Here is an 18,976-nt window from a genome sequence, read left to right on the forward strand (position 1 = left end):
AGCTGATCAGGCGGCGTTCTTCCAGTTCTTGGTGAACGTCTCGTCGAGCATCCGGGTGTAGATGTCGAGATCGAGCGCGCCGATGAGCTGCGCGACTCGGGCGGCCGGCAGCGCGCGGAGGTCATCGTTGACGACGATCACCGACCAGTGCGGGTCGATGCCGTTGATCCGGCGGATCACGACGTCCTGGTCATCGGGCAGCAGCGTGAGGCCGTCGGAGGTGCTGGCCTCGCTGCGGTTCTTCGCCCACCCGTGGTGGCGCAGGATCTCCAGCGCGATCGGGTCACGTCGCACCCCGGCGCTGCCGGACTCACGCCGCTTGCTCTGGCTCACCGGGTTCACCTTCCATGCGCCGGCATTGTGCAGGCTCACGGCACCATCAGTGCCGTCGTGGACGATGAAGACCCGGTTGACCATCTGCAGGGCCCGCGGGTTCACCAGCTGCGCATCGATGTCCTCGTTGTCCTCATGGTCGGGCGCGTCGCCGACCGGGTCGGCGGCGAACGGGTAGGTAATTGATCCACGCGAGGCGGCGAGGACGTTCTGGAACAGCAGCAGCGTCCGCACGGGATCGGCCGGGTCGATCGCCTCCTCGATCATCTTCCGGCCCAGCACGGGATCGAACGGCTCGGCGAGAGCCTCCTCTCCTCTGCTGGCGACGGTCTGCAGGTAGCGGGCCAGGGCGAAGTCGATCACGGCCGGGTGGGCCAGTGACTTCGTCGGGGTAGGACCCGCGTGGCAGGCCAGCGTCCCGCCGGAGGCGGTGATGATCGGGCTGTCGGCGACGCTCCGGTCCTCAGTGGGCGACTCCAGCTCGAGCCGGTTGTTCGAGTCCTTGCTGATGAGGAACATCAGTTCCGGTTCGATGTCGATGCCGATGGTGGCCTGCTGCTCGGCGAGCACCCGGTTGTTGGTGGTCTCATCGAAGCCGTTCTCGCCGCCGACGACGGAATAGAGGCCGTCGGTGTTCGTCGAGATGATCCGCGCGCCGGCCAGCGTCTGGGCCTGCCCGATCCGCCAGCTGAACAGCTGGCCGATGATCCGCATCGAGATGGTGCGGTTGTTCATCCTGATCGGGGTCCGGTGCGCGGCGTCAGCAGCTCCAGAGGCCGAGTTGAGGATCAGCTTCGTGCCGTTGCGCAGGGTCGTGAGCCGGGCCTTCTCCTCGGCGGAGATTTCCGGCTTCTTCATCTCGAAGCCCAGGCGCTCCTTCTCGAAGAAGATCGTCGTGTAGCGGTCCTCGCCCAGCTCAGGGTTGTAGAACGCCCTCATGTTGCGCAGCAGGTTTGGGTAGTAGCTCGTGAAGTCCTCGTGGATGACGAGCCCTGCCGAGGTCCGTGCGAACTTCGGGTGCAGTTTGGTGGACTGGTCGGCCTTCGCGGTGAACAGCGTGGGGGCCTTCTTCGCCGGCTCATCGCGATAGACGACCTTGACCGCCGAGGTGATGGCCAGGACTATCTTGCCGTCGAGCACGGTCCCGTCGGCCAGGCGCACGTGCATCGCCTCGGTGTCCGGGCGCTGAGTGCCCAGCAGCTGGGCCGGATCCGGCACTTGGGTCTGCGCACGCGCGAGCTGCTCGGCCTGGTCCTGGTCGTCCTTCTTCGGCTTGCGGTACTTCACCTTTTTCGGGTCCGAGCCCAGCAGCACGAGCCGCTTGTCGACGGTCGTGCCGTCGGGCAGCGCGAGCAGGTTGTGCTGGCGCTTGGCCTCGGCGACGAAGTCCTTCGCGTCCGGGTAGAAGAGCTTGGCGAGGCCGATCATGGCTGCCTGTTCTCGGTGCTCGAAGGAGTCGACGTCGAAGACTGTCATGTCTGCCTCGGCTCCGTGGATGCCGCCTGTGCTGAACGTGGCGAAGCACGATGACGGGGACGCGTCACGGTGGAAGTAGGGCACGTTGTTCGGTGTCTTCGGCAGCTCGCGCAGGTTCCTGGCCGGGAGGTCGTACAGGTCGCGGTACTCCTCGGAGTCGTTGAAGTTCTGTCCCTCGATCGAGCGGTAGTAGTTGACGACCTGTATGAACTGGTGGTGCGCCTTCGCCTGTGCCGGCGTCGCGGCTGGGTCCTTGGCAGGGTCGGGGGCCACGTTGTCCTCGAAGAAGCGCACGCACTCGTCGAGCACGTTGACCTGGGGGATGCCCTGCTCCTCGGCCACCTCCTTGGCCGGATAGAGGAAGGACACGGCCTCGATGTCGTTCAGAGAGGTGTACGGCGCGAGGATGCGGCCGACGAACTTCGCCGAGGACGAGTCGATGGTCAGGCGGTCCCGGCGCACCGAGCCGTTCTTGGCGTAGACGGTCTCGGAGTATTGCGCCAGCAGGCCGGCCTTGAGGTCGAAGTTGCTGGCGTAGGCCGGGTGCTGGAAGAGCTGGGCCAGGCCCAGGCAGTCGGAGACGTTGTAGGCCAGCAGCTCGTAGAGATCCTCGATCGCTGCGATCGAGGTGTCGTGGCTGAGCTTTTCGGACTCCTTGATCTGGCGGCCGAGCATCCCGAGCAGGCGCTTGAGGCTCACCTTGGTCTGCAGCTCGTTGAGGCGGGCGACGTCCAGGTGCCGGCCCGAGTGCATCATGGCGCGGCGGATCTTGGCGGCCGGGCCGTTCCAGCCGAGGTAGCCGGGCATGTAGTCGATGTGCTCGTTGAACAGCTTGTCGTTGTGCTCGCGCATCTCGCGCGCGGTGGTCGGCTGGACAAGACGACCGGAGTGCGGAGCCGGGAAGGTCTCCATCAGGTACAGCGCGAGCATGGTCATGTCGTAGTTCAGCGAGTTGTACCCGGCCAGGAACGGGTGCTTCAGCGAGTCGTACTCGGGATCCGTGTCGCAGACCGGGCGCAGGCTCGCCGGATAGGACGAGACCTCGCTGCGGTCGTTGACCTGGTCCGCGTTCGAGAGGCCCATCAACTCGGCGAGGCGGTGGTTGCCCCGCTCGCCGCGCAGGTTCCACAGCTGGACGCTCACCGCGGGCAGGCCCGGGTTGGAGCGCACCATGGCTTCATAGAGTGCCTGCGGGTCCACGGCGTCGGAGAGCTGCTGGTCGTCGGCGAGGAAGAAGATCTCCAGGTCGTCGACGGCTCTGTCGGGCCGCGGGGTGTAGGCGCACAGGGTGAAGACGTCCGGCAACGACTCGATGTCGTAGAAGGTGAAGCGCGCCTTCGAGGCCGTGACGGGTGTTCGCTGTGTGGTCATGATGAGTTCGCCGAGTGCGCCAGCAGTTATAACCATGGGTGCATCAGTCCTGTTCGTCAGTGGTCTCGTCGGTCGGGGCGGATGCACCCGTCTGCCGGAGCAGTCCGCGGTAGCTGACCTGCAGCGTCGGCTGGGATTTCTTCTTCGGGTCGCTGCCGGTGTAGCTCGGGTGCGTCCACTTCTTCAGCTCGTACTCGGCGATGAGCACCTCGGGGTTGCTCATCATCTGGCCGGGCCGGATCTTGCGGTTTTTGTCCGGGCAGTGCCACAGGGCATCCGGCCGGACGATCGCCACGAGGTCAGTGATGAACTGCTTGTTGCTCACCGGGGAGCCCGACGGCGAGACATCGGCGAACCAGGCCTTGTACAGGTCATAGAGGAACGTGAACGGTGCCAGGTCCCAGACCAGCCGCCCGCGGAACTCTTCCCAGAAGGCGCGCACGGGGTCGTTGGCCTCCTTGTACTCGGCCAGGACTTCCTTGGTGGCCACCGGCTCTGAGAGCTGGAAGTAGTCACCTGGAGATGACGCGCCAGCGCGGTTGATCGCGTACCAGAAGACGTACTCCAGGACCTCGCGGCGCTGGAGGTAGTCGTCCTTGATGTACTTCTTCTCGGCTCCGGTGAAGCTCTTGGTGAAGGGCACGAAGAGCTGCCGGCGGTAGAACGACTCGGACTTGTCCTTCACGCGCGGGAACTCGTTCAGGCACTGGACCATGAAGCCGAAGAACTGGTAGGCGATCGGCATCCGGTACTTGCGGTTGATCTGGATGACGTCGTTGGTCACGATCGCCTTCAGATTGGCCGCCTTGTCGATGAAGATGCCGACATCGTTCTCGTCGACGATGATCGCGTTGGCGCGCACCAGCGGTTCGAGCGCGAAATCCTTGCCGAAGTCCGAGAGCGGAATCGAGGTGTGCGCGCCGCTGCCGACGAGGTTGCGCATGAGCGCGCAGAGCGTGCCCTTACCGTTGTTGCCCTGCTCGGAGTAGAACCAGGCGGTCTTGCCCCAGCGCACGTGCGGCCGGATGATCGCGCCGATGATCTCCCAGATCAGGTCGGCGAGGCCCTCGTCACCGGCCTGGTCGAAGAGCTCTTCGATCCAGGCGACGACTTCCCAATCTCCATCCTCAGGGTGCGTGATGACCTGCTGCGAGGCGTCGTCCACGTAGTCGACGTCGTTCTTGGTCAGCAGCACGATGGCGGGGTTGAAGGGGTGGACCTGCTTGGGCTCGAAGTGGAAGTCCTTGCCGAAGATCGTGACGTCCAGCGGCTCGGTACCGTAGAAGACGATGCCGTTACGCGCGGCGATGAAGTCGCGGTTCGTGGTCTGGTGCCGGCGCGGGCTGTCCTCGCGCAAAACGGCCAGGACCTCGGCGAACTCCTTGAGGGTCAGCTGGGTGTTGTACATGCGCGCCGTGGTGCGGATGTCGTCCTCGCTGGTGGTGTACGTCCCACGCGCGCGGCCCGCGGCCTGGTACATCGCCAGCAGGTCGTACTCGCGGTCGGTGTCCTTGGCGTTGGGCGCGATCCGGATGACGTGGTGCAGACGCAGAAGGATCTGCGCGACCTGCCAGTACGTCAGATATCTCGGCAAGGGGTACTTCTCGGCGGCCGCAGCCGCTTTGAAATTCTCGGCCTTGATGACGCCGCCCACGATCGCCAGCAGTTCCTTCTCCAGCACGCGAGGCGTCGGAGGATCGGTCGGGTCGATCTGGTCGAGGTAGGCGGCGGTGACGTAGGTGACGATCTCGTTCTGCGGAGCCATGTCGTCGCGGTTCGAGAAATACCCCATGACGCTGGCCAGGACGTCGGCGACGGGGTTGGTGCGTGGTCCGGCGTTGGAACCGGCGGCAGGTACGGACATGAGGGCATCAGGAGGCGTCATGTTGCTGCTTTCTCGATCATGATCGAGTTCCTGCCGGCGATGAGTGGGAAGCCGATTGGACTCGTAATCGAATGGAACGCGATCTCGACCCTACGTCATCCAAGTGTTCTTTTGCAACGATTGAGCCATCAGTCCACAAGAGAGTCTACTGGTGCAGTGGATGGAATCAATGGAAGACCAAAAGGGCCACCGACAGGGACTGGAGAGAGCGCGCGACCGCCACGGCCATGCCACACACGTCGCGAGCCTGGGCGGGACGTGAGAGCCAGTGACTCCGTCGGGCACACGCCCCACGGAGTCACTGGCTTCTCGTGCTCGACCATGCACCCGCGGGCGGCGTGAGCCGCCCGGCCTGCGGTCGAGGTTCGGAGGAGTTCTTCTGACCGGTCGAGCCAGCTGCCACCGGCAGAATCGACTGGACGCTCCCCAGGAGGATCCCGAGAAGTCACATACCCTCTACGCGTATCCGTAGCGTGTACCACTTGACGCGGTACACCTGTTTCCCCAGGTCAGAGCAGGAATTTCGGGAGCTCAAGACCAGGCTGTACCACGTGGCATTTTCTACGTGGTACAGGTGTTCGCCCAGGTCAGGCGGGGTTTACATACCCCCGTACCACTTGTACCAGGAAATAGAGACTAGATACACGCGCAGGGGGATAAGAGTGCAGACTGGCGAGCTGGGGCTGGAGCCGCCTGGATCGCTCCCGAACGCGCCCCTATGTAAACGGCCAAAAAGACCTGGTACTCGTGGCACATGGGCGGGAAACACTGGTTGACCAGGCGAAACGCCGTACCACGTCGGCAATCCCACGTGGTACACCCGATGCGGGAAAGAGCCTCGCGGTACAGGTATTTGCCCAGTTCAGACGCGATTTCCAGGGGTGTACCACGTCTCGTGGTACATCTGGCAGCTCGATGCACCCAGCCCCCTGGCGACCAAGTCGAGGCGGACTTCCACACGAAGCCGCCGCGCGGCTCCCAGGCAGCGCGGCCGAGCCTCAGCGGGACCGAAAGCCGCGTGAAACATCCTCTGCGTCCTGAGGCTCGCAGAAGGCTCCTGACGCGTCCTCCGAGCGCGAGTCAGAACTCTGTCCGAGTCGTTCACCTATGAGACTCCACTGGAAACAGGAGGGCATTTGACTGACATTCACTGCTCATTGCGAGTGATACACGACAGCTGCTATCGTTGACGCCAGGTGATCGATGTTGCACTGGAACGTGGAAACAGAGAGGCCGGAGAGCATCCCCGTGGGAAGGGAGCTCTCCGGCCTCTTTGCATGTGCTGATGAGTGCGAGGCGTGGATGGCGCGAATCATCCAGGGGTGACCAGCCTTCAGCCTCGCTGGTATCCCGCATTGAGGGACTCGGAACTGCGGCTACGGGATCGCTCGTCTGCTTCGACGACGTAGAGGATCTCGTAGGAAGTCGTGGTGTTGAGGTTGAGCCGGTTCTTGCTCTGGCTCTTCTTCATCGTGATCTTACGGAAGCCGCGAACGGCCTCAGCGCGATCGAAGAACCGGCGCAGCCTCGAGTTCACGCGCTCACAGGCCTGCTCGGCCGTGACGCCCATCTCGGAGACGACGAAGACATGCGTGTGACCGCGATCGAAGGTGGGCTTCTCACCAGTGTCGAGGTCCAGACGGATCTTCGCACGGCTGATGTCGAGCGCGTCGGGACGGACGAGCTTTCCTCGTGAGTCGCACGTGCAGGTGCTGACGATAGCCATGATGAGATCCTCTCCTCTCCTGATGAGTATGACTGAATAGATACTTTCAGTCACACCCCCGCGGTGACCGGATCACCCTGGTCACCACGAGCATGCCCTCCGCACGAGGGGCCGGCGGCTGAAAGGCCGCCAGGTCCATCGTGCGGAGGGCACCATCGCTTTTCAGAAGAGGCTGAGTACCTCGATCACTGCATCGCGGACTCGCCTCCCGCGCCCTGGACTGCGCCAGGCGCAGTCCCGCCGGCGACCCGCCGGTAGAGCCCCAAGGCACAACCGGCAAAGGCCAGGCACAGGAACACCGCGGAGACGGGGGTCGCCAGAGCGCCGAGCGCCTGCGCCGGAACGAGAGCCGCGGCGAGGTTGAAGCCCTGGTGCAGGAGCACGCAGGGCCACAGCACGCGCGTGCGTTCGTAGACCAGGGCCAGGAGCACCGCCAGCGGCAGGGTCGAGGCGAACTGCACGGCGTTGCCGTGCACCAGGCCGAACACCACGGCGGTGACCAGCGTTGAGACGAGGATGCTCACCCGCTTACGCAGCAACGGGTAGATCAGCCCTCGGTACAGGGCCTCCTCCCCCACGGGAGCCGCGACCAGGGTGAGCAACAGGGTCGCCACAGCCCCGGCCGCGTGCCGCGTCTGGTTCGACGCGTCGAAGCCGGCGGATCCGGCCGTGACGTAGATCCACAAGGCCAGCGACTGGCCGGCGAGGAAGGCCAGGACCGCGCAGCCGAGGACCGTCAATCCGAAGCGTGGGATCTCCGGCCTCGGCCGCGGCCCCGGCGCATGCGCGAGCCACCGGGGCCGCTGGATCCTCACCGAACCGACCAGGACGACAACGAGCGTGCCCAGGACGGCGGTCGCAACGATCGGCTCTCCGATGAGGCGGACTGCGAAGGTGCCGAGGCCGAGGTAGACCGCGACGGCGGCGAACGGCACGAGGACGCACCACCCGATGCCGAGCAGACGCGAGGTGATCGGTGAAGTCGTCAAGGTCTCCTCCTCTACGGGGCTCAAGCAGCCGTGGTGATCTGCTCGTTGATGACGGCCTGGACGCGGGTGTCGCCGCGGAAGGTGTTCAGCTGCAGCGTCGCCGTGAAGCGCAGCGTCCCGAGCTCGGTGCGGCTGGCGCGCTGCACGAAGCCCCGGAGCACGTCGAACTTCTCCTCGGCGACGTTCCACCACAGGCAGGACAGGCCGGACCGGGTGACCAGACGCAGGTGCTGCGATTCGGATCCGATCCGGTCCACGCGCAGCCCCAGGGGCTCGATCGCGATCTCGACGACCGGAGCGGTGAAACCGTGCCCGAAGGGCTTGAGCCCCTCGGTCCGGCGCACCAGCTCGAACAACGGCTGCAGGTCCTCCAGGCCGGCGTCGCAGTCGGCGTCCGGGCCGAGCACGAGATCACCGTTCGGTCCGTCGGTGCTGACGGCGAGCAGGGCGACCTGGGTGGCCTCCTGCAGCACGGCGACGAGGTCGCCGAGCTTCTCGGCCTTCGCGACGCGGACGCCGCAGGCCTGCTGGTGCCCGATGGCGCTGAGACCGTCGTGCGGCTCCAGGCTGGTGATGATGTCGAACCACCCCGGCGCGCGACCGGAGCCACTGACGAAATCGTCTGGGCCGGCGGGCCGGTTGACGACGACGACCGGGTGGCCGTTGAGCTCCATCATCCGGTTGGCCAGCAGCCCGTACATGCCCGGGTAGGCGTCCGAGAAGTACACCCACGGGGCCAACGGCTGGTCCCCGGTGGTGAGTTCTTCCATGTGCTCGATGACCAGCTGCTTGCGCAGCTCGTTGCTCTCGATCACCTGGTGGGCGGCCTTGAGCTTGACGTCAGCACCGGCGGCCGTGAACACCGCGAAGCACGGCTCAAGCGAGGCCTCCGTGCGGCGCGGGCTGTTCATCGCCGGGGCGAGGTAGAAGCCGAAGAAGCCCTCGTCGAGGTCGTCGACGTCTCGGATCTTGCCGATCTGCGCGAAGGCCTTGAGCACGATCGCGAAGCCCTCGAAGGCCCGGAGGAAGACCGGGTGATGCGGCTCGGTACGCAGCAGCTGCATCAGGATCGACTGCTGGACGTCGATGGCATCCGGGTCAGCGTCGAACCCACCCCAGGGATTGGGGATCGTCTTCGGCGCGGCGACGCGCAGCAGACGCGCAATCGAGATCGCATCACGCACCAGCTGACGGTTCTCGTGCAGCACGGGCATGACGTCGGAGACGGTGCCCAGGCCGGCGAACAGGCGCAGCAGGCGGATCTCCCAGAGCTTCTCGGGCCGGCGCACGCGGGCGTAGGCCTCGATCACCTGGTAGAGCACGTGGGCACCGCAGATCCCGGTGTGCGCGTAGGTCTCGTCGATCCGGCACGGGTCGACGGTGATGTCCGCGGTCGAGCCCGGAGCCAGCTCTTCGTGGTGATCAGTCACCAGCGTCGTCCAGCCCAGGGCGCGTGCGGCGGCGATGCCGCGGTGGGAGTTCACTCCCCCGTCGCAGGTGAGCAGGACTCGGGTGTCGGGCCACTTCGCGTGGATCTCGGCGATGTCCTCGGGGGTGAGCTCGTGGCCGCGGCGGTAGTCGGGCAGGTGCAGCTCGACGTTGAAGCCGAGCTCGGACAGACCGGCGTAGCCGAGGACCCCGGAGGAGATGCCGTCCATATCGAAATCGGGAGCGATGGTGATCCTTTTGCCCGCAGCCCGGGCGTCCTCGAGGGCCTCGACCATCTCGGCCAGGTCCAGGAGCTCGTTGTGCTCGGTGGACTCGATCTCCATCAGGTACTGATCCGACCACCCCCGGCGTCGGCACAGCAACGCGAAGAGGTCGATGTCTTCGTCGGTGAGCGAATGGCCGTCGACGGTATGGAGCGTGGACATGGTGGAGGCCTCTCGATCTAGGTCGCTGGTCGGTGGAGAACGGGGTACGAGACACCCCTAGCCAATAGTGCGATTTTAGCAGCACGACTTTCGCGTTCTGCTCATTTAGCAGCATCTCCAGTCGCATTCAGGTTCTACGCGACACACTTGTCACGACTGGCCATGGCAGCCTTTCCAAGGCCTTTTCAAGGCCCTTGCGTATCGGCTACCCTCGCTGGTATGGCTATTCGAAGCATTGTCGAGTCAGATCTCAGTGGAAAGCCCGACGCGACTACCGTCACGTTCGGCCTGGGTGACACCTGGTACGAAATCGATCTCACAGCTAAGGAGCAGAAAGACCTTGAGGATGCACTGAAGTCGTACCTGAAGGTCGGCCGGAAAGCCGAAAGGAAGCCCGCCAAGAAGCGAGTCGTACCCGAGACGACTGCTGAGGAGCGCGAGAAGATCCGTGAGTGGGCTAGGGAGGAGGGCCTCGAGCTCGCGGAGCGGGGACGCATCCCGAAGACGGTCCAGAAGGCCTTTGACGAGGCGCACTCCATCGACCGAAGCAAGCGGCACTGAGCCTCTGTTCGCCCCCTGGCCAACTTCTCCCATCCGTCCCTGAAGAGCCCTGCCGCATGTTGCAGGGCTCTTCGTGCGTCTCAGGACGGCGGCAGCGACGGATGGATCACGCTGACTGTCTCGATCCCCGCAGCTCGCGCGCGAGATCTGCAGTGGACGGCGCCGTGCGAGAAGTGCCCCGGTGTATTCGGCATGAGCTGCACCCGGCCCCGCTGCGTGCATCCGGGCTTCTGACAGAGGTCGAGGAAGGCCGCGCGCACAGCACCTGAGCCCCGGCGTCGCGGAACACCTGGGCCGCGTCGACCATCTCATGGTTGCGCTGGAAGTCGGCCGCTCTGCCGTGAGTCGACCAGTCGGCGGGGAAGGCGATGACCTCGAAGTCGGCGGCCTGCCACAGCCGCTCGGCCATGACGTCGGCACCCTCGCGGCAGTGCCCCGAGAGGAGAACCGGCCGGGTGACGCGCTCGGCTCCCCAGCTGCGCCAGGCGTCGTTGAACGCATCACGCATGCTCCGCTCGTCGTTCCAGCTGCGGGAACCGGTGACGAGGACAACATGCGAGAACGAGTCTGGAATCATTTCAGCAATCATTCGAGTCTCCTCTCCTTGTGACTCGGCGGTCTCCACAGCTGGAGTCGAAAGCTATGGCCATGATGTCGGGGCAGGTGTAGCGACCTGCATGCAGCCGGCTCATGCGGGCCGGCCGGTACCGGGCTCGATCATGACCGGACCCTTCTCGCCGTGGAACTCGACTCGGATCTCATCGTCGCTGCACATCGGCATGGGACGGTGTACAGCCCGTCGTTGCTGCGGGAGACATGCACGGTGACGACTGTGCCGTCCTCGTCGTTGGTGAAGTCGACGTTGCCGATGTCCTCGGCTTCGCCGGAGCGCATCACCTCGGCGACGGCTTCGTTGTTCGGTTGCCACAACTTCGGCTCGCACCGGGCTCCGGTCGTAGGGCGAGAGTTCAGGCTGGGGCTGCGTCATGACGATGCCTCTTCGTGGTCTCGGGTGCGGGTGGCGAGCATCGAGTGCGGACACCCATGGGGTCCGTGTGATCTCGATGTTCGACAGAGCGCCCGTGCCAGCTCCGCTGGCTGACGACCCGGAAGATCTTGGCCACCGTGATCTGCCCCTGGATGGATCGCGCAGCAAGCCGTCGCACGGGTCGTCACTTCTCGCCTGAGCCAGGCACGCAGCGCCCGGCGATCCATCACTGCTGCACCCTCTGCTGCGGCCACGCCTGCGGGCAACTGCAGAGGGGCAGCGGTGGGGATTCCTCTCTCAAGCGCAGCGCTGGGCATAGCCGGAGGGAGCGCCAGCGACCGACGGACCAGCGAGCTTGCGAGCGGTGGAACCCGTCGGCCATGCCGACTAACACGTTCTCGGAGCGCAGCGGAGAGGCCGAGCGGAGCGAGGGTCCGCAGGACACGTGTTATCAGGTTCCCTTATGCCCTTTGCTTCTTCCCTCGGTGCATCGCGTCCGGAGCTTTAGCGGAGGACCGATGCGCTCGTGTATCAGGGGAAACAGCCCGTACCCCTTGGACCCGTACCCCTCCCCCTTTCCCGCGCAGCGGGGGTACAGGTCTGGCTGTTTCTCCTGGTCATCGCACCTTTTGGGTGTATCTCTGCTTTGACGTCCGTGATACGGCCGCACCCCCACGCTGGTTCGTCCTCGTGAGGCACGAGCGAGGTGGGGGTGCGGGTCTGCTCCCGACGGAGCGCAGCACCGGTCCATTGCACTGCTGTCGCCGACGTCGCAGCCTTCGCCGCGAAGCGGATCCGATCTCCGCGATACCGTCGCTCCGGCTGTGGATAATTCTCCGCTCCAACGCTCGCTGCAGGCGGCCAGCCGGCCTCGCCCATCACGCCGTGCTGGCTGCACCGACGTGGATGACCTCGCTTCGGCTGCTGCTCCGGTGCTGCACCAGCGTGACAGCGCCTATCGAATCGCGTCCGAGGCGTGCGCTCTGCACTGTTTCGACGTCGTTCCGACCCCCGGGCTGCGCTCTGTCTCGCGCACACGCAGCGAGCCTGGGGGGCTCCCCCGTGGACGCATCAGAAGGGGAGAGCCTTCGCCGCGGCGATCATCTGTTTCATCAAGCAGGGCGAGCAGCTCAGCTCCAGCGTCATCGGGTCGTTGCCGTCGCTCTCCAGGGACTGCTTACGCAGCAAAGCCATCTGCTCTTCCTTCTGTCCTTCGGGGCTTTGCTGCCAAGCAGTCGTGCTGTGCACGCTCGCTGTGTGCGGGGGCCCTTCTGGACTCTCTCCCTCTGCTCTCTCCTGTGCGACCACGACGGCCCGATGACGCTTCTGCACCGACGTCGCAACAGCACCGCGCCGATGGCTCATCGACGGTTGTTCTGATCTCGTGCAGACATTGTTTCCGACTATTGCTCCGCCGGCGGTCCGCGGCTTTATCGACGTGCCCGCCGACGGGCTCTGGCAAGGGATGCCGACAAGCTTCTCGCTCTCGGGAAACAGAGGCAGAGCAGCGTCGCCTCCGTGTCGGAGAGGTGACTCATCGGGACGCGAAGGAGACGCGACTTGGACGCGCATAAGACGCCGACTGCTCTCTGTGGACTTCTCGGAGTTCTGCGCGCGTCCTCACTGTGTCCCGCACGCTCCCCAATGGTGTCGTGCTGATGTCGCTCGCGGAGCCCCAGGAGGGCCCATCTGTACAGGATGCTCGATGATGCCTTCTGCCCGGCGCGGTCGGGACGCTGATGGGACACCACCAAGACTTCGATGTGGCTCCTCTGGTCCAATCCTGCTACAGCGGATCTCTGGCACGCGTCTCGCGCGAGCCCTTGTTGCGTCGCCCTTGAAGCACCGCGGCGCATGACACTGGCAGTCCACGTGTTGCCGCCCTGCGCGAGGGCGCGACGGCGTCTCCCACGTGTCCCGAGGATGACCAACAGAGACACAAGTAGCGCGCCTATCGCGTATCGAATGAGACTTGCATGGGACTCAATAGGGACCTTAAAGTGGACTCGCGACGATTCACACGCGAGAGGAACCAGCGAAGGAAGGTGAGTCCACATGGCAGAGCGAAAGGCATCCGACATACGACCAGATGACGTTCGGGAGCGAGTCGCATGGCGAGGTGAGCGCAATGCCGAAGCAGTACGGTGAGCCCCGTAAGCTTCGCTGGACGGTGCCCTCCGTCGACACCTCGGTGATCGAGTGGCTCGACGCGCAGAAAGACATCTCGCATTCGCTGCGTCTGCTCATCCGGGAGTCCATCCAGCGCGACGGGTACATCGACGTCTTCTACAAGCCCGTCGATCAGCTGCCGCGTCGCGGCCGGCCACCGCTGGAGATCACCGAGCAGAGCGAGGACGAGGAGTCTGTAGTCAATCGCCGTCCGACCGCCAAGTCGGTGCAGCCGCGAGCTGTAGTTACCGACAACGCCGACTCCGACATCGAATACACGGCATCGGAGCCGGAAGCGCATCGCTCGACTGCCAAGCCGGAATCTGCTTCCGCGCCGGCCGAGAAAGCCGAAGAGCCCGAAGCGAGCGCAGCGCCGCGGCCGCCGAAGCAGGCATCCATCGACGAAATCATGGCGAGCACTCGGCGCTGAGTGACGCGGTGATTCTCACTTTCCAGGCAGACAGCACAGGAACACAGACCGCGAACGACACCGAGGGGTCGAATTCATGAGCACGAGCATCAACGACATCATCACTCTCACCGGCGGTATCGACGTCGGCAACGGATACGTCAAGGGCGTCATCCAGAACACGAAGATGGGCATCTTCGACGAGATCGATCTGCCCAGCGCGGTCGTCTCGACGTCTCGCACCTCGCCGAAGGTGCCGCTTCCCGACGGCGACGCGCCCTCGGTGCTCGCCGGCGACTTCTACAACCAGATCGACTGCTCGCTCACCACTCCCCTGGTGGCCGCGTCCGACCGCCGGATCTTCGGCCGTGCGGCGCTGTCCGTGCGTGGCTCGAAGTTCACCGAGTTCGAGGTCATCGGCAAGCACTCCAAGGCCGATCAGGAGCTGTCCAAGGTGCTCGTTCTGGGCGTCTTCGCCGCCAAGGCGCTGCGCGACTACGTCCGCGAGTACGACGTGCTGCCCGATCGCGAGCTGCGCGTCCAGGTACGCGGCGGCCTGGCGCTGCCGATCTCCGAGTTCGTCGCTCGCCGCCACGCCTATGCGGCCGAGTTCGTCGGCCTGCTGGGCGGCACGGACCCCGTGGTGCACCTGGTGACGGTCAAGAACTTCAGCACCCCCGTGTCGGTGCGCCTGGAGTTCGTCGACGTCCAGGTCATGGCCGAGGGTGCATCAGCGCAGTTCGCCATCACCGACAAGGGTGAGCCGCTCGCCCAGGCACTCCTGGACGACCTGCGCGCCCGCGACGCGTCCATCGTGGAGGGCGTCGCCGCCTCTGATCTTGTGGCGGTCCAGCACACCATCGGCGTCGACGTCGGCGAAGGCACCGTGAACTTCCCGGTCTTCACCGACGGGCGGTTCAACCCCGAGGCGGCCGCCACGCTCGACGAGGGCTACGGCACCGCGCTCATGAACGCCATGGAGCGCATGAGCGAGTCGGACGCCTCGCTGCAGTTCTCCTCTCGCAAGCAGCTGGCGGACTTCCTCCACGCGGTGCCGTCCGTGCTGCAGAAGAACCGCCACCAGCGCGCGTCGGGCTTCGTCGAGGACGAGGCCAGCTACCTGGTCGACGAGATCGTCTCCTCCTTTGGTGACGTCCTCTCGCAGGCCGGTGCGACGACCGAGGTCGTCTACGTCTACGGCGGCGGCTCGGGCCCGATCAAGCACCTGCTGCACCCGGCGCTACTGAAGGCCGCGGGCGACGTGCCGGTGCTCTATCTCGACTCGAGCTACTCGCGGCACCTGAACCGCGAGGGCCTGTATATCGCGGCGCGCCACGTCGAGCAGCAGGCCAGCGCCGCGCAGACCGGGACCAAGAAGAAGGAGAAGGGGGCTGCATGATGGCCGCCCCGGTCAACTGCACGACGAAGGTCTCGGCGGCCCGGACGGTCGCCGAGATGCAGGCTCTGCTCGCGGAGCACGGCGCCGCGCGGGCAGCGCTCTTCTGCCCTCCCGGTGAACGTCGACGCGATGCACCGACTATTGCTGGCCGAGGAGGACGCCGGGCGGCTCAAGGCGCGGCTCGCGCTGGTGGCCAGCGAGATGGTCACGGTCAACGAGGTCCTCCTCCTCTATCTGGTCGACGGCTCCGTCCGGACCCTCTACGACGACTACCGGGAGCGCGAGGTACTCGCGATCGCCGCCACGACCGAGAAGGGAACGGATTGGCGATGACTCAGAAGATCTTCTGCTGGTTCGATGCGCTTCCGCGGACCGCTGTCGGGCTTTTCTTGATCGCCGGGGCGATCACGGAGCTGCTCGCCACCGACGAGACTCGCCCCGTCGCTGTTGCGCTCTTCACGGGCGGCCCGGAGAGCACCATCGAGGTCGTGCGAGCAATAGTCAAGAGTTGTGGGTGAGTTGAGTTCAGCGTTTTCTCTGCCGCTTGAGGCTGGCTGTGGCGGTGTTGCGGATTCGCTTGTTACGGCCGCCACCGGCGAGGGTACCGATGGCCGCGGTGTTCGACCCGGCGGCGGTCTTAAGAGCCCGCGCAGATAGGCGGCGGGCTGATCTAAACTCCAGCCGCCCGCGGAAGCTGAGACGGCATCAGGGATCCATCAGGGTGCTGTCGGGGGCGATCCCTGATTCGTCGCACCACGGCTGTGCGGCACGGTCGTGGGCATGACTTTCAAGCCTCCTTCCCCCAACGCCGGGACCGCGACGACAGCGGGCCGACGCAGGCGGGTGCCGATGGCGGCGCTCGCCTGCGTGGTGCTCGGCGCGGTGGCGCTGGGCACGGCCGTCCCGGCGGTCGCGGCGCCCGCCGCGCGGCCTGCCGCCGCGGCCGACACCACCGGCGACCGGTTGCCGGATCTGGATCCGCAGGCGTTGCAGCATGCCCTGTCGAGCGCGCCCGACCGCGTCACGGGCGTGCTGGCACGCGTGAGCGGGCCGGACGGCCACTGGACCGGAACGTACGGCACCGCCGACATCATGACCGGCGCGCCCGTGCCGGTGGACGGCCGGTTCCGTCTCGGCAGCGTCACCAAGACCTTTATCGCCACCGTGATGCTGCAACTGGCCGCCGAGGACCGCGTCGACCTCGACCAGCCCGTCCAGCGGTACCTGCCGGACGTCCTGCCCGACAGCTATCCGCCGATCCCCGTCCGCACCCTGCTCAACTTCACCAGCAGCCTTCCCGAACTGACCCCGGACGACCTGCCCACCACCCCGGACGGCATCGTCGAGCACCGCTTCGACAACCACCCGCTCTCCGAGCTCGTCGCCAAGGCCGTCCGACACGAACGCCCCTTCTCCGAGCCCGGTCGCATGCAGGTCTACGGGGCCACCGGCTACTACGTCGCCGCCATGCTCGTCGAGAACCTCACCGGACACACCTACCAGCAGGAGATCACCACCCGGATCCTGCAACCGCTGCACCTGCGCGACACCACCGCCCCGCAGACCGACACCACGATCCCCGGCCCCCACTCCCACGGCTACATCGCCGTACCTCGGCCGGACGGCGGATCGCAACTGGTCGACATCACCGAACAGAATCCCGGCGCCGGCGGCATGATCTCCACCACCGCCGACCTCGACCGCTTCCTGACCGCACTCTTCCAGGGACGGCTGCTGCCCCCGACCGAGCAGGCGGAACTGTTCGACGTCCCCTACGTCCCCTACCTCGGCGGCACCGACGACGACCCGGGACAGGGCAACGCCTACTACGCCGCCAGCCTGATGCACGTGACCATGCCCAACGGCATGACGGTGTGGGGCAAGACCGGCACCACCTTCGGCTACACCAACGGCATGTTCACCACCCGCGACCTGCGCCGCCGCCTGGTGTACTCCTTCAACCCCACCACCGGCGGCGGCAACGACCTCGCCCTGGTCACCCGGATCCTGTCCGCGACCTTCGCCCCGTGAGCGTCACACCTCATGGCTGACGATCACCTTGCCGAACACGGCTCCTGACGCGTAGGCCCTATCCGGCCGACCTTGCCGGGCGCCCGACGCCGCGCGCCGATCCGACAAGATCGACCGGACAGGGCGTAGTTGGCAGACGGTACAGGCACAGGTCGGGTGATCATGGAGTTGCGACGCTCTGTGATCACTGGGGAGACCTGTGCCTGTACTGCCATCATGGCTGACCGAACCGCTCTGGGACCAATTCGCCGCCCTGCTGCCGCAGCGGCCCAAGTTCGATCCCGCCCACCCGCTGGGCTGCCACCGGCGCCGGATTGGTGACCGGATCGTCTTCGACAAGTTGCTGCAAGTCCTTCGGTTCGGCTGCTCGTACGAAGCGATCGCGGACGCCACCTGCTCGGCCAGCACGATCCGCAACCGCCGCGACGAGTGGATACAGCTCGGGCTGTTCACCCAGCTGAAGCAGATCACCCTCGACGCCTACGACCGCATCGTCGGCCTCGTCCTTGACCAGATCGCCGTGGACGGCGCTATCACCAAGGCCCCCGGCGGGGGTGAAGCAGCCGGACGCTCGCCCGTCGACCGGGGCAAGCAGGGCATGAAACGCTCAGGCATCACCGACGGATACGGCATCCCGCTTGGCCGCGTACTGAGCGGCGCCAACTGCCACGACTCACCACTTCTTGCACCAACTCTCGACGTTCTGGCTGGACTTGGGCCACTTCCCGACGAGATCACCGTGCACCTCGACGCGGGCTACGACTCGACCAAATCGCGCGCCGTGCTCGGGGAGCGGGGCCTGCGTAGCCGCATCGCCCACAAGGGAACCAAGGCACCGGTCCAGGCCACTCAGCGGTGGCATGTCGAGCGCACCCATGCCTGGCAGAACGCCTTCCAGCGGCTGGCGCGCTGCTACGAACGGCGGATCAGCGTCATCGAAGCCTTCTTCGACCTCGCCGACATAATCATCACCGTCCGTAGCCTGATCCGCCGAGCCTGGACCACCCACCGCTGGGGTACACGACCTCGCCGCCGACCATGACCAGCCGCCAATCTGCGCTGTCTCTAAGCTGGAGCCAGCTGGACGCCGCGAGTAGGTCGTCCGGGTGCCAGGGCAGCTGGAGCATGATGGCGCGGTGGAGCGACCACTCCTGCACGCGTCGGGCCAGGAGGGGATGGCGGGTCACGGTCCGGGCGCCACAGCACGGCGAATTCGGCCATCGGCTGGTCCGGATTGGTGAGGATGCGACTGACCACCGCGGTCTCGTCCGCGTCGGAGACCTGCCGCAGAACGTCGAGGTAGGCAGCCAAGCGGACGTGCTCGTCCGGCTCGCGCCGGATGTCGTCGAGGTTCATGCGGCCTGCTCCTGGCGCTCGACCAGGACGCCGTTCTCGAACCCGGGCTCCCGCACGGACCAATGGCACCAGGTGGGCTCCCGTGATCGCACGCCGACGGGCCTGGGCGGACCCAACCAGCTTGAACACCATGGCCAGGGCTGCAGCCGGACTGTCGGCCCCGCGGGTGACCTTGGTTCGCAACTTGACTGTCGAGAACGTCGACTCAATGGGATTCGTGGTCCGCAGGTGAACCCAGTGCTCGGCCGGAAAGTCGTAGAACGCCAGCAGTTCCTCGGCATCGTTGGTGATCTTCGCGACGGCCTTGGGCCGCTTAAGAGGTGGCGCGGAAAGGGGTGCGGTCATGGTCGGCGGTTCGGGCGTTCGTCCCAGCGGTGAGTCATCCATGCTCGCCGGATCAGGCTGCGCA

General features: G+C 65.7%; 14 protein-coding genes and 1 pseudogene. 7 read left to right on the forward strand and 8 right to left on the reverse strand.

Going from position 1 to position 18,976, the window contains the following annotated elements; genetic code table 11:
• Positions 1–6 precede the first annotated feature (6 nt).
• The 5 genes from ACIQCZ_RS39000 to ACIQCZ_RS39020 form a co-directional block, all read right to left on the reverse strand.
• A complete protein-coding gene (locus tag ACIQCZ_RS39000) occupies positions 7–3,216 on the reverse strand; it encodes a hypothetical protein (protein WP_402290419.1) in 3,210 nt (1,069 codons plus the stop codon).
• A 7-nt stretch (positions 3,217–3,223) separates the two neighbouring features.
• On the reverse strand, positions 3,224–5,044 hold the full coding sequence (locus tag ACIQCZ_RS39005; RefSeq protein WP_402290422.1) for a phage/plasmid primase, P4 family: 1,821 nt from the start codon (positions 5,042–5,044) through the stop codon (positions 3,224–3,226).
• A 1,354-nt stretch (positions 5,045–6,398) separates the two neighbouring features.
• Positions 6,399–6,791 carry a hypothetical protein gene (locus ACIQCZ_RS39010; RefSeq protein ID WP_402290424.1) on the reverse strand — a complete coding sequence of 131 codons (393 nt, stop codon included), beginning with the start codon at positions 6,789–6,791 and terminating at the stop codon, positions 6,399–6,401.
• 185 nt (positions 6,792–6,976) lie between these two features.
• Positions 6,977–7,780: a lysostaphin resistance A-like protein gene (locus ACIQCZ_RS39015; protein WP_402290427.1), complete on the reverse strand. Its 804-nt coding sequence runs from the start codon at positions 7,778–7,780 to the stop codon at positions 6,977–6,979.
• A gap of 20 nt (positions 7,781–7,800) precedes the next feature.
• Positions 7,801–9,654, reverse strand: a complete 1,854-nt coding sequence (locus ACIQCZ_RS39020; protein ID WP_402290428.1) for a DHH family phosphoesterase — start codon at positions 9,652–9,654, stop codon at positions 7,801–7,803.
• A gap of 219 nt (positions 9,655–9,873) precedes the next feature.
• Between ACIQCZ_RS39020 and ACIQCZ_RS39025 the strand changes: the two genes are divergently transcribed.
• Positions 9,874–10,215, forward strand: coding sequence for an Lsr2 family protein (locus tag ACIQCZ_RS39025; RefSeq protein WP_402290431.1), 342 nt, complete (start codon positions 9,874–9,876; stop codon positions 10,213–10,215).
• 106 nt (positions 10,216–10,321) lie between these two features.
• On the opposite strand, the gene ACIQCZ_RS39030 is transcribed toward ACIQCZ_RS39025, so the two are convergent.
• Positions 10,322–10,840, reverse strand: coding sequence for an SLOG family protein (locus ACIQCZ_RS39030; RefSeq protein ID WP_402290434.1), 519 nt, complete (start codon positions 10,838–10,840; stop codon positions 10,322–10,324).
• A gap of 1,434 nt (positions 10,841–12,274) precedes the next feature.
• Positions 12,275–12,397, reverse strand: a complete 123-nt coding sequence (locus tag ACIQCZ_RS39035; RefSeq protein WP_402290436.1) for a hypothetical protein — start codon at positions 12,395–12,397, stop codon at positions 12,275–12,277.
• Between the two features lie 934 nt (positions 12,398–13,331).
• Here ACIQCZ_RS39035 and ACIQCZ_RS39040 point away from each other — a divergent pair.
• The 6 genes from ACIQCZ_RS39040 (at position 13,332) to ACIQCZ_RS39065 (ending at position 18,253) form a co-directional block, all read left to right on the forward strand.
• Entirely contained in the window at positions 13,332–13,802 is a 471-nt protein-coding gene (locus ACIQCZ_RS39040) for a hypothetical protein (RefSeq protein WP_402290439.1), read from the forward strand.
• Positions 13,803–13,878: 76 nt separating this feature from the next.
• Positions 13,879–15,180 (forward strand): hypothetical protein, encoded by a 1,302-nt coding sequence (locus ACIQCZ_RS39045; RefSeq protein WP_402290441.1) that lies wholly within the window; start codon positions 13,879–13,881, stop codon positions 15,178–15,180.
• 129 nt (positions 15,181–15,309) lie between these two features.
• Positions 15,310–15,513 (forward strand): hypothetical protein, encoded by a 204-nt coding sequence (locus ACIQCZ_RS39050; RefSeq protein WP_402290444.1) that lies wholly within the window; start codon positions 15,310–15,312, stop codon positions 15,511–15,513.
• A complete protein-coding gene (locus ACIQCZ_RS39055) occupies positions 15,510–15,698 on the forward strand; it encodes a hypothetical protein (protein WP_402290446.1) in 189 nt (62 codons plus the stop codon). Before ACIQCZ_RS39050 ends, ACIQCZ_RS39055 begins: the two co-directional genes overlap by 4 nt.
• A gap of 262 nt (positions 15,699–15,960) precedes the next feature.
• Positions 15,961–17,211 (forward strand): serine hydrolase domain-containing protein, encoded by a 1,251-nt coding sequence (locus ACIQCZ_RS39060; RefSeq protein ID WP_402290448.1) that lies wholly within the window; start codon positions 15,961–15,963, stop codon positions 17,209–17,211.
• A gap of 199 nt (positions 17,212–17,410) precedes the next feature.
• Positions 17,411–18,253: an IS5 family transposase gene (locus tag ACIQCZ_RS39065; RefSeq protein WP_402290451.1), complete on the forward strand. Its 843-nt coding sequence runs from the start codon at positions 17,411–17,413 to the stop codon at positions 18,251–18,253.
• Positions 18,254–18,612: 359 nt separating this feature from the next.
• Here ACIQCZ_RS39065 and ACIQCZ_RS39070 read toward each other — a convergent pair.
• A pseudogene (locus tag ACIQCZ_RS39070) lies at positions 18,613–18,976 on the reverse strand (transposase); the annotation flags it as partial.

The organism is Streptomyces sp. NPDC093149 (assembly GCF_044754145.1).
Lineage (GTDB): Bacteria > Actinomycetota > Actinomycetes > Streptomycetales > Streptomycetaceae > Streptomyces.

What these genes read in the sequence shown, in the direction of transcription:
- ACIQCZ_RS39020 (WP_402290428.1), bottom strand. Translation starts at nt 9,654, where the DNA reads ATGTCCACGCTCCATACCGTCGACGGCCATTCGCTCACCGACGAAGAC.
- ACIQCZ_RS39045 (WP_402290441.1), top strand. Translation starts at nt 13,879, where the DNA reads ATGAGCACGAGCATCAACGACATCATCACTCTCACCGGCGGTATCGAC.
- ACIQCZ_RS39055 (WP_402290446.1), top strand. Translation starts at nt 15,510, where the DNA reads ATGACTCAGAAGATCTTCTGCTGGTTCGATGCGCTTCCGCGGACCGCT.
- ACIQCZ_RS39025 (WP_402290431.1), top strand. Translation starts at nt 9,874, where the DNA reads ATGGCTATTCGAAGCATTGTCGAGTCAGATCTCAGTGGAAAGCCCGAC.
- ACIQCZ_RS39040 (WP_402290439.1), top strand. Translation starts at nt 13,332, where the DNA reads ATGCCGAAGCAGTACGGTGAGCCCCGTAAGCTTCGCTGGACGGTGCCC.
- ACIQCZ_RS39000 (WP_402290419.1), bottom strand. Translation starts at nt 3,216, where the DNA reads ATGGTTATAACTGCTGGCGCACTCGGCGAACTCATCATGACCACACAG.
- ACIQCZ_RS39060 (WP_402290448.1), top strand. Translation starts at nt 15,961, where the DNA reads ATGACTTTCAAGCCTCCTTCCCCCAACGCCGGGACCGCGACGACAGCG.
- ACIQCZ_RS39010 (WP_402290424.1), bottom strand. Translation starts at nt 6,791, where the DNA reads ATGGCTATCGTCAGCACCTGCACGTGCGACTCACGAGGAAAGCTCGTC.
- ACIQCZ_RS39035 (WP_402290436.1), bottom strand. Translation starts at nt 12,397, where the DNA reads ATGGCTTTGCTGCGTAAGCAGTCCCTGGAGAGCGACGGCAACGACCCG.
- ACIQCZ_RS39050 (WP_402290444.1), top strand. Translation starts at nt 15,310, where the DNA reads ATGCACCGACTATTGCTGGCCGAGGAGGACGCCGGGCGGCTCAAGGCG.
- ACIQCZ_RS39005 (WP_402290422.1), bottom strand. Translation starts at nt 5,044, where the DNA reads ATGTCCGTACCTGCCGCCGGTTCCAACGCCGGACCACGCACCAACCCC.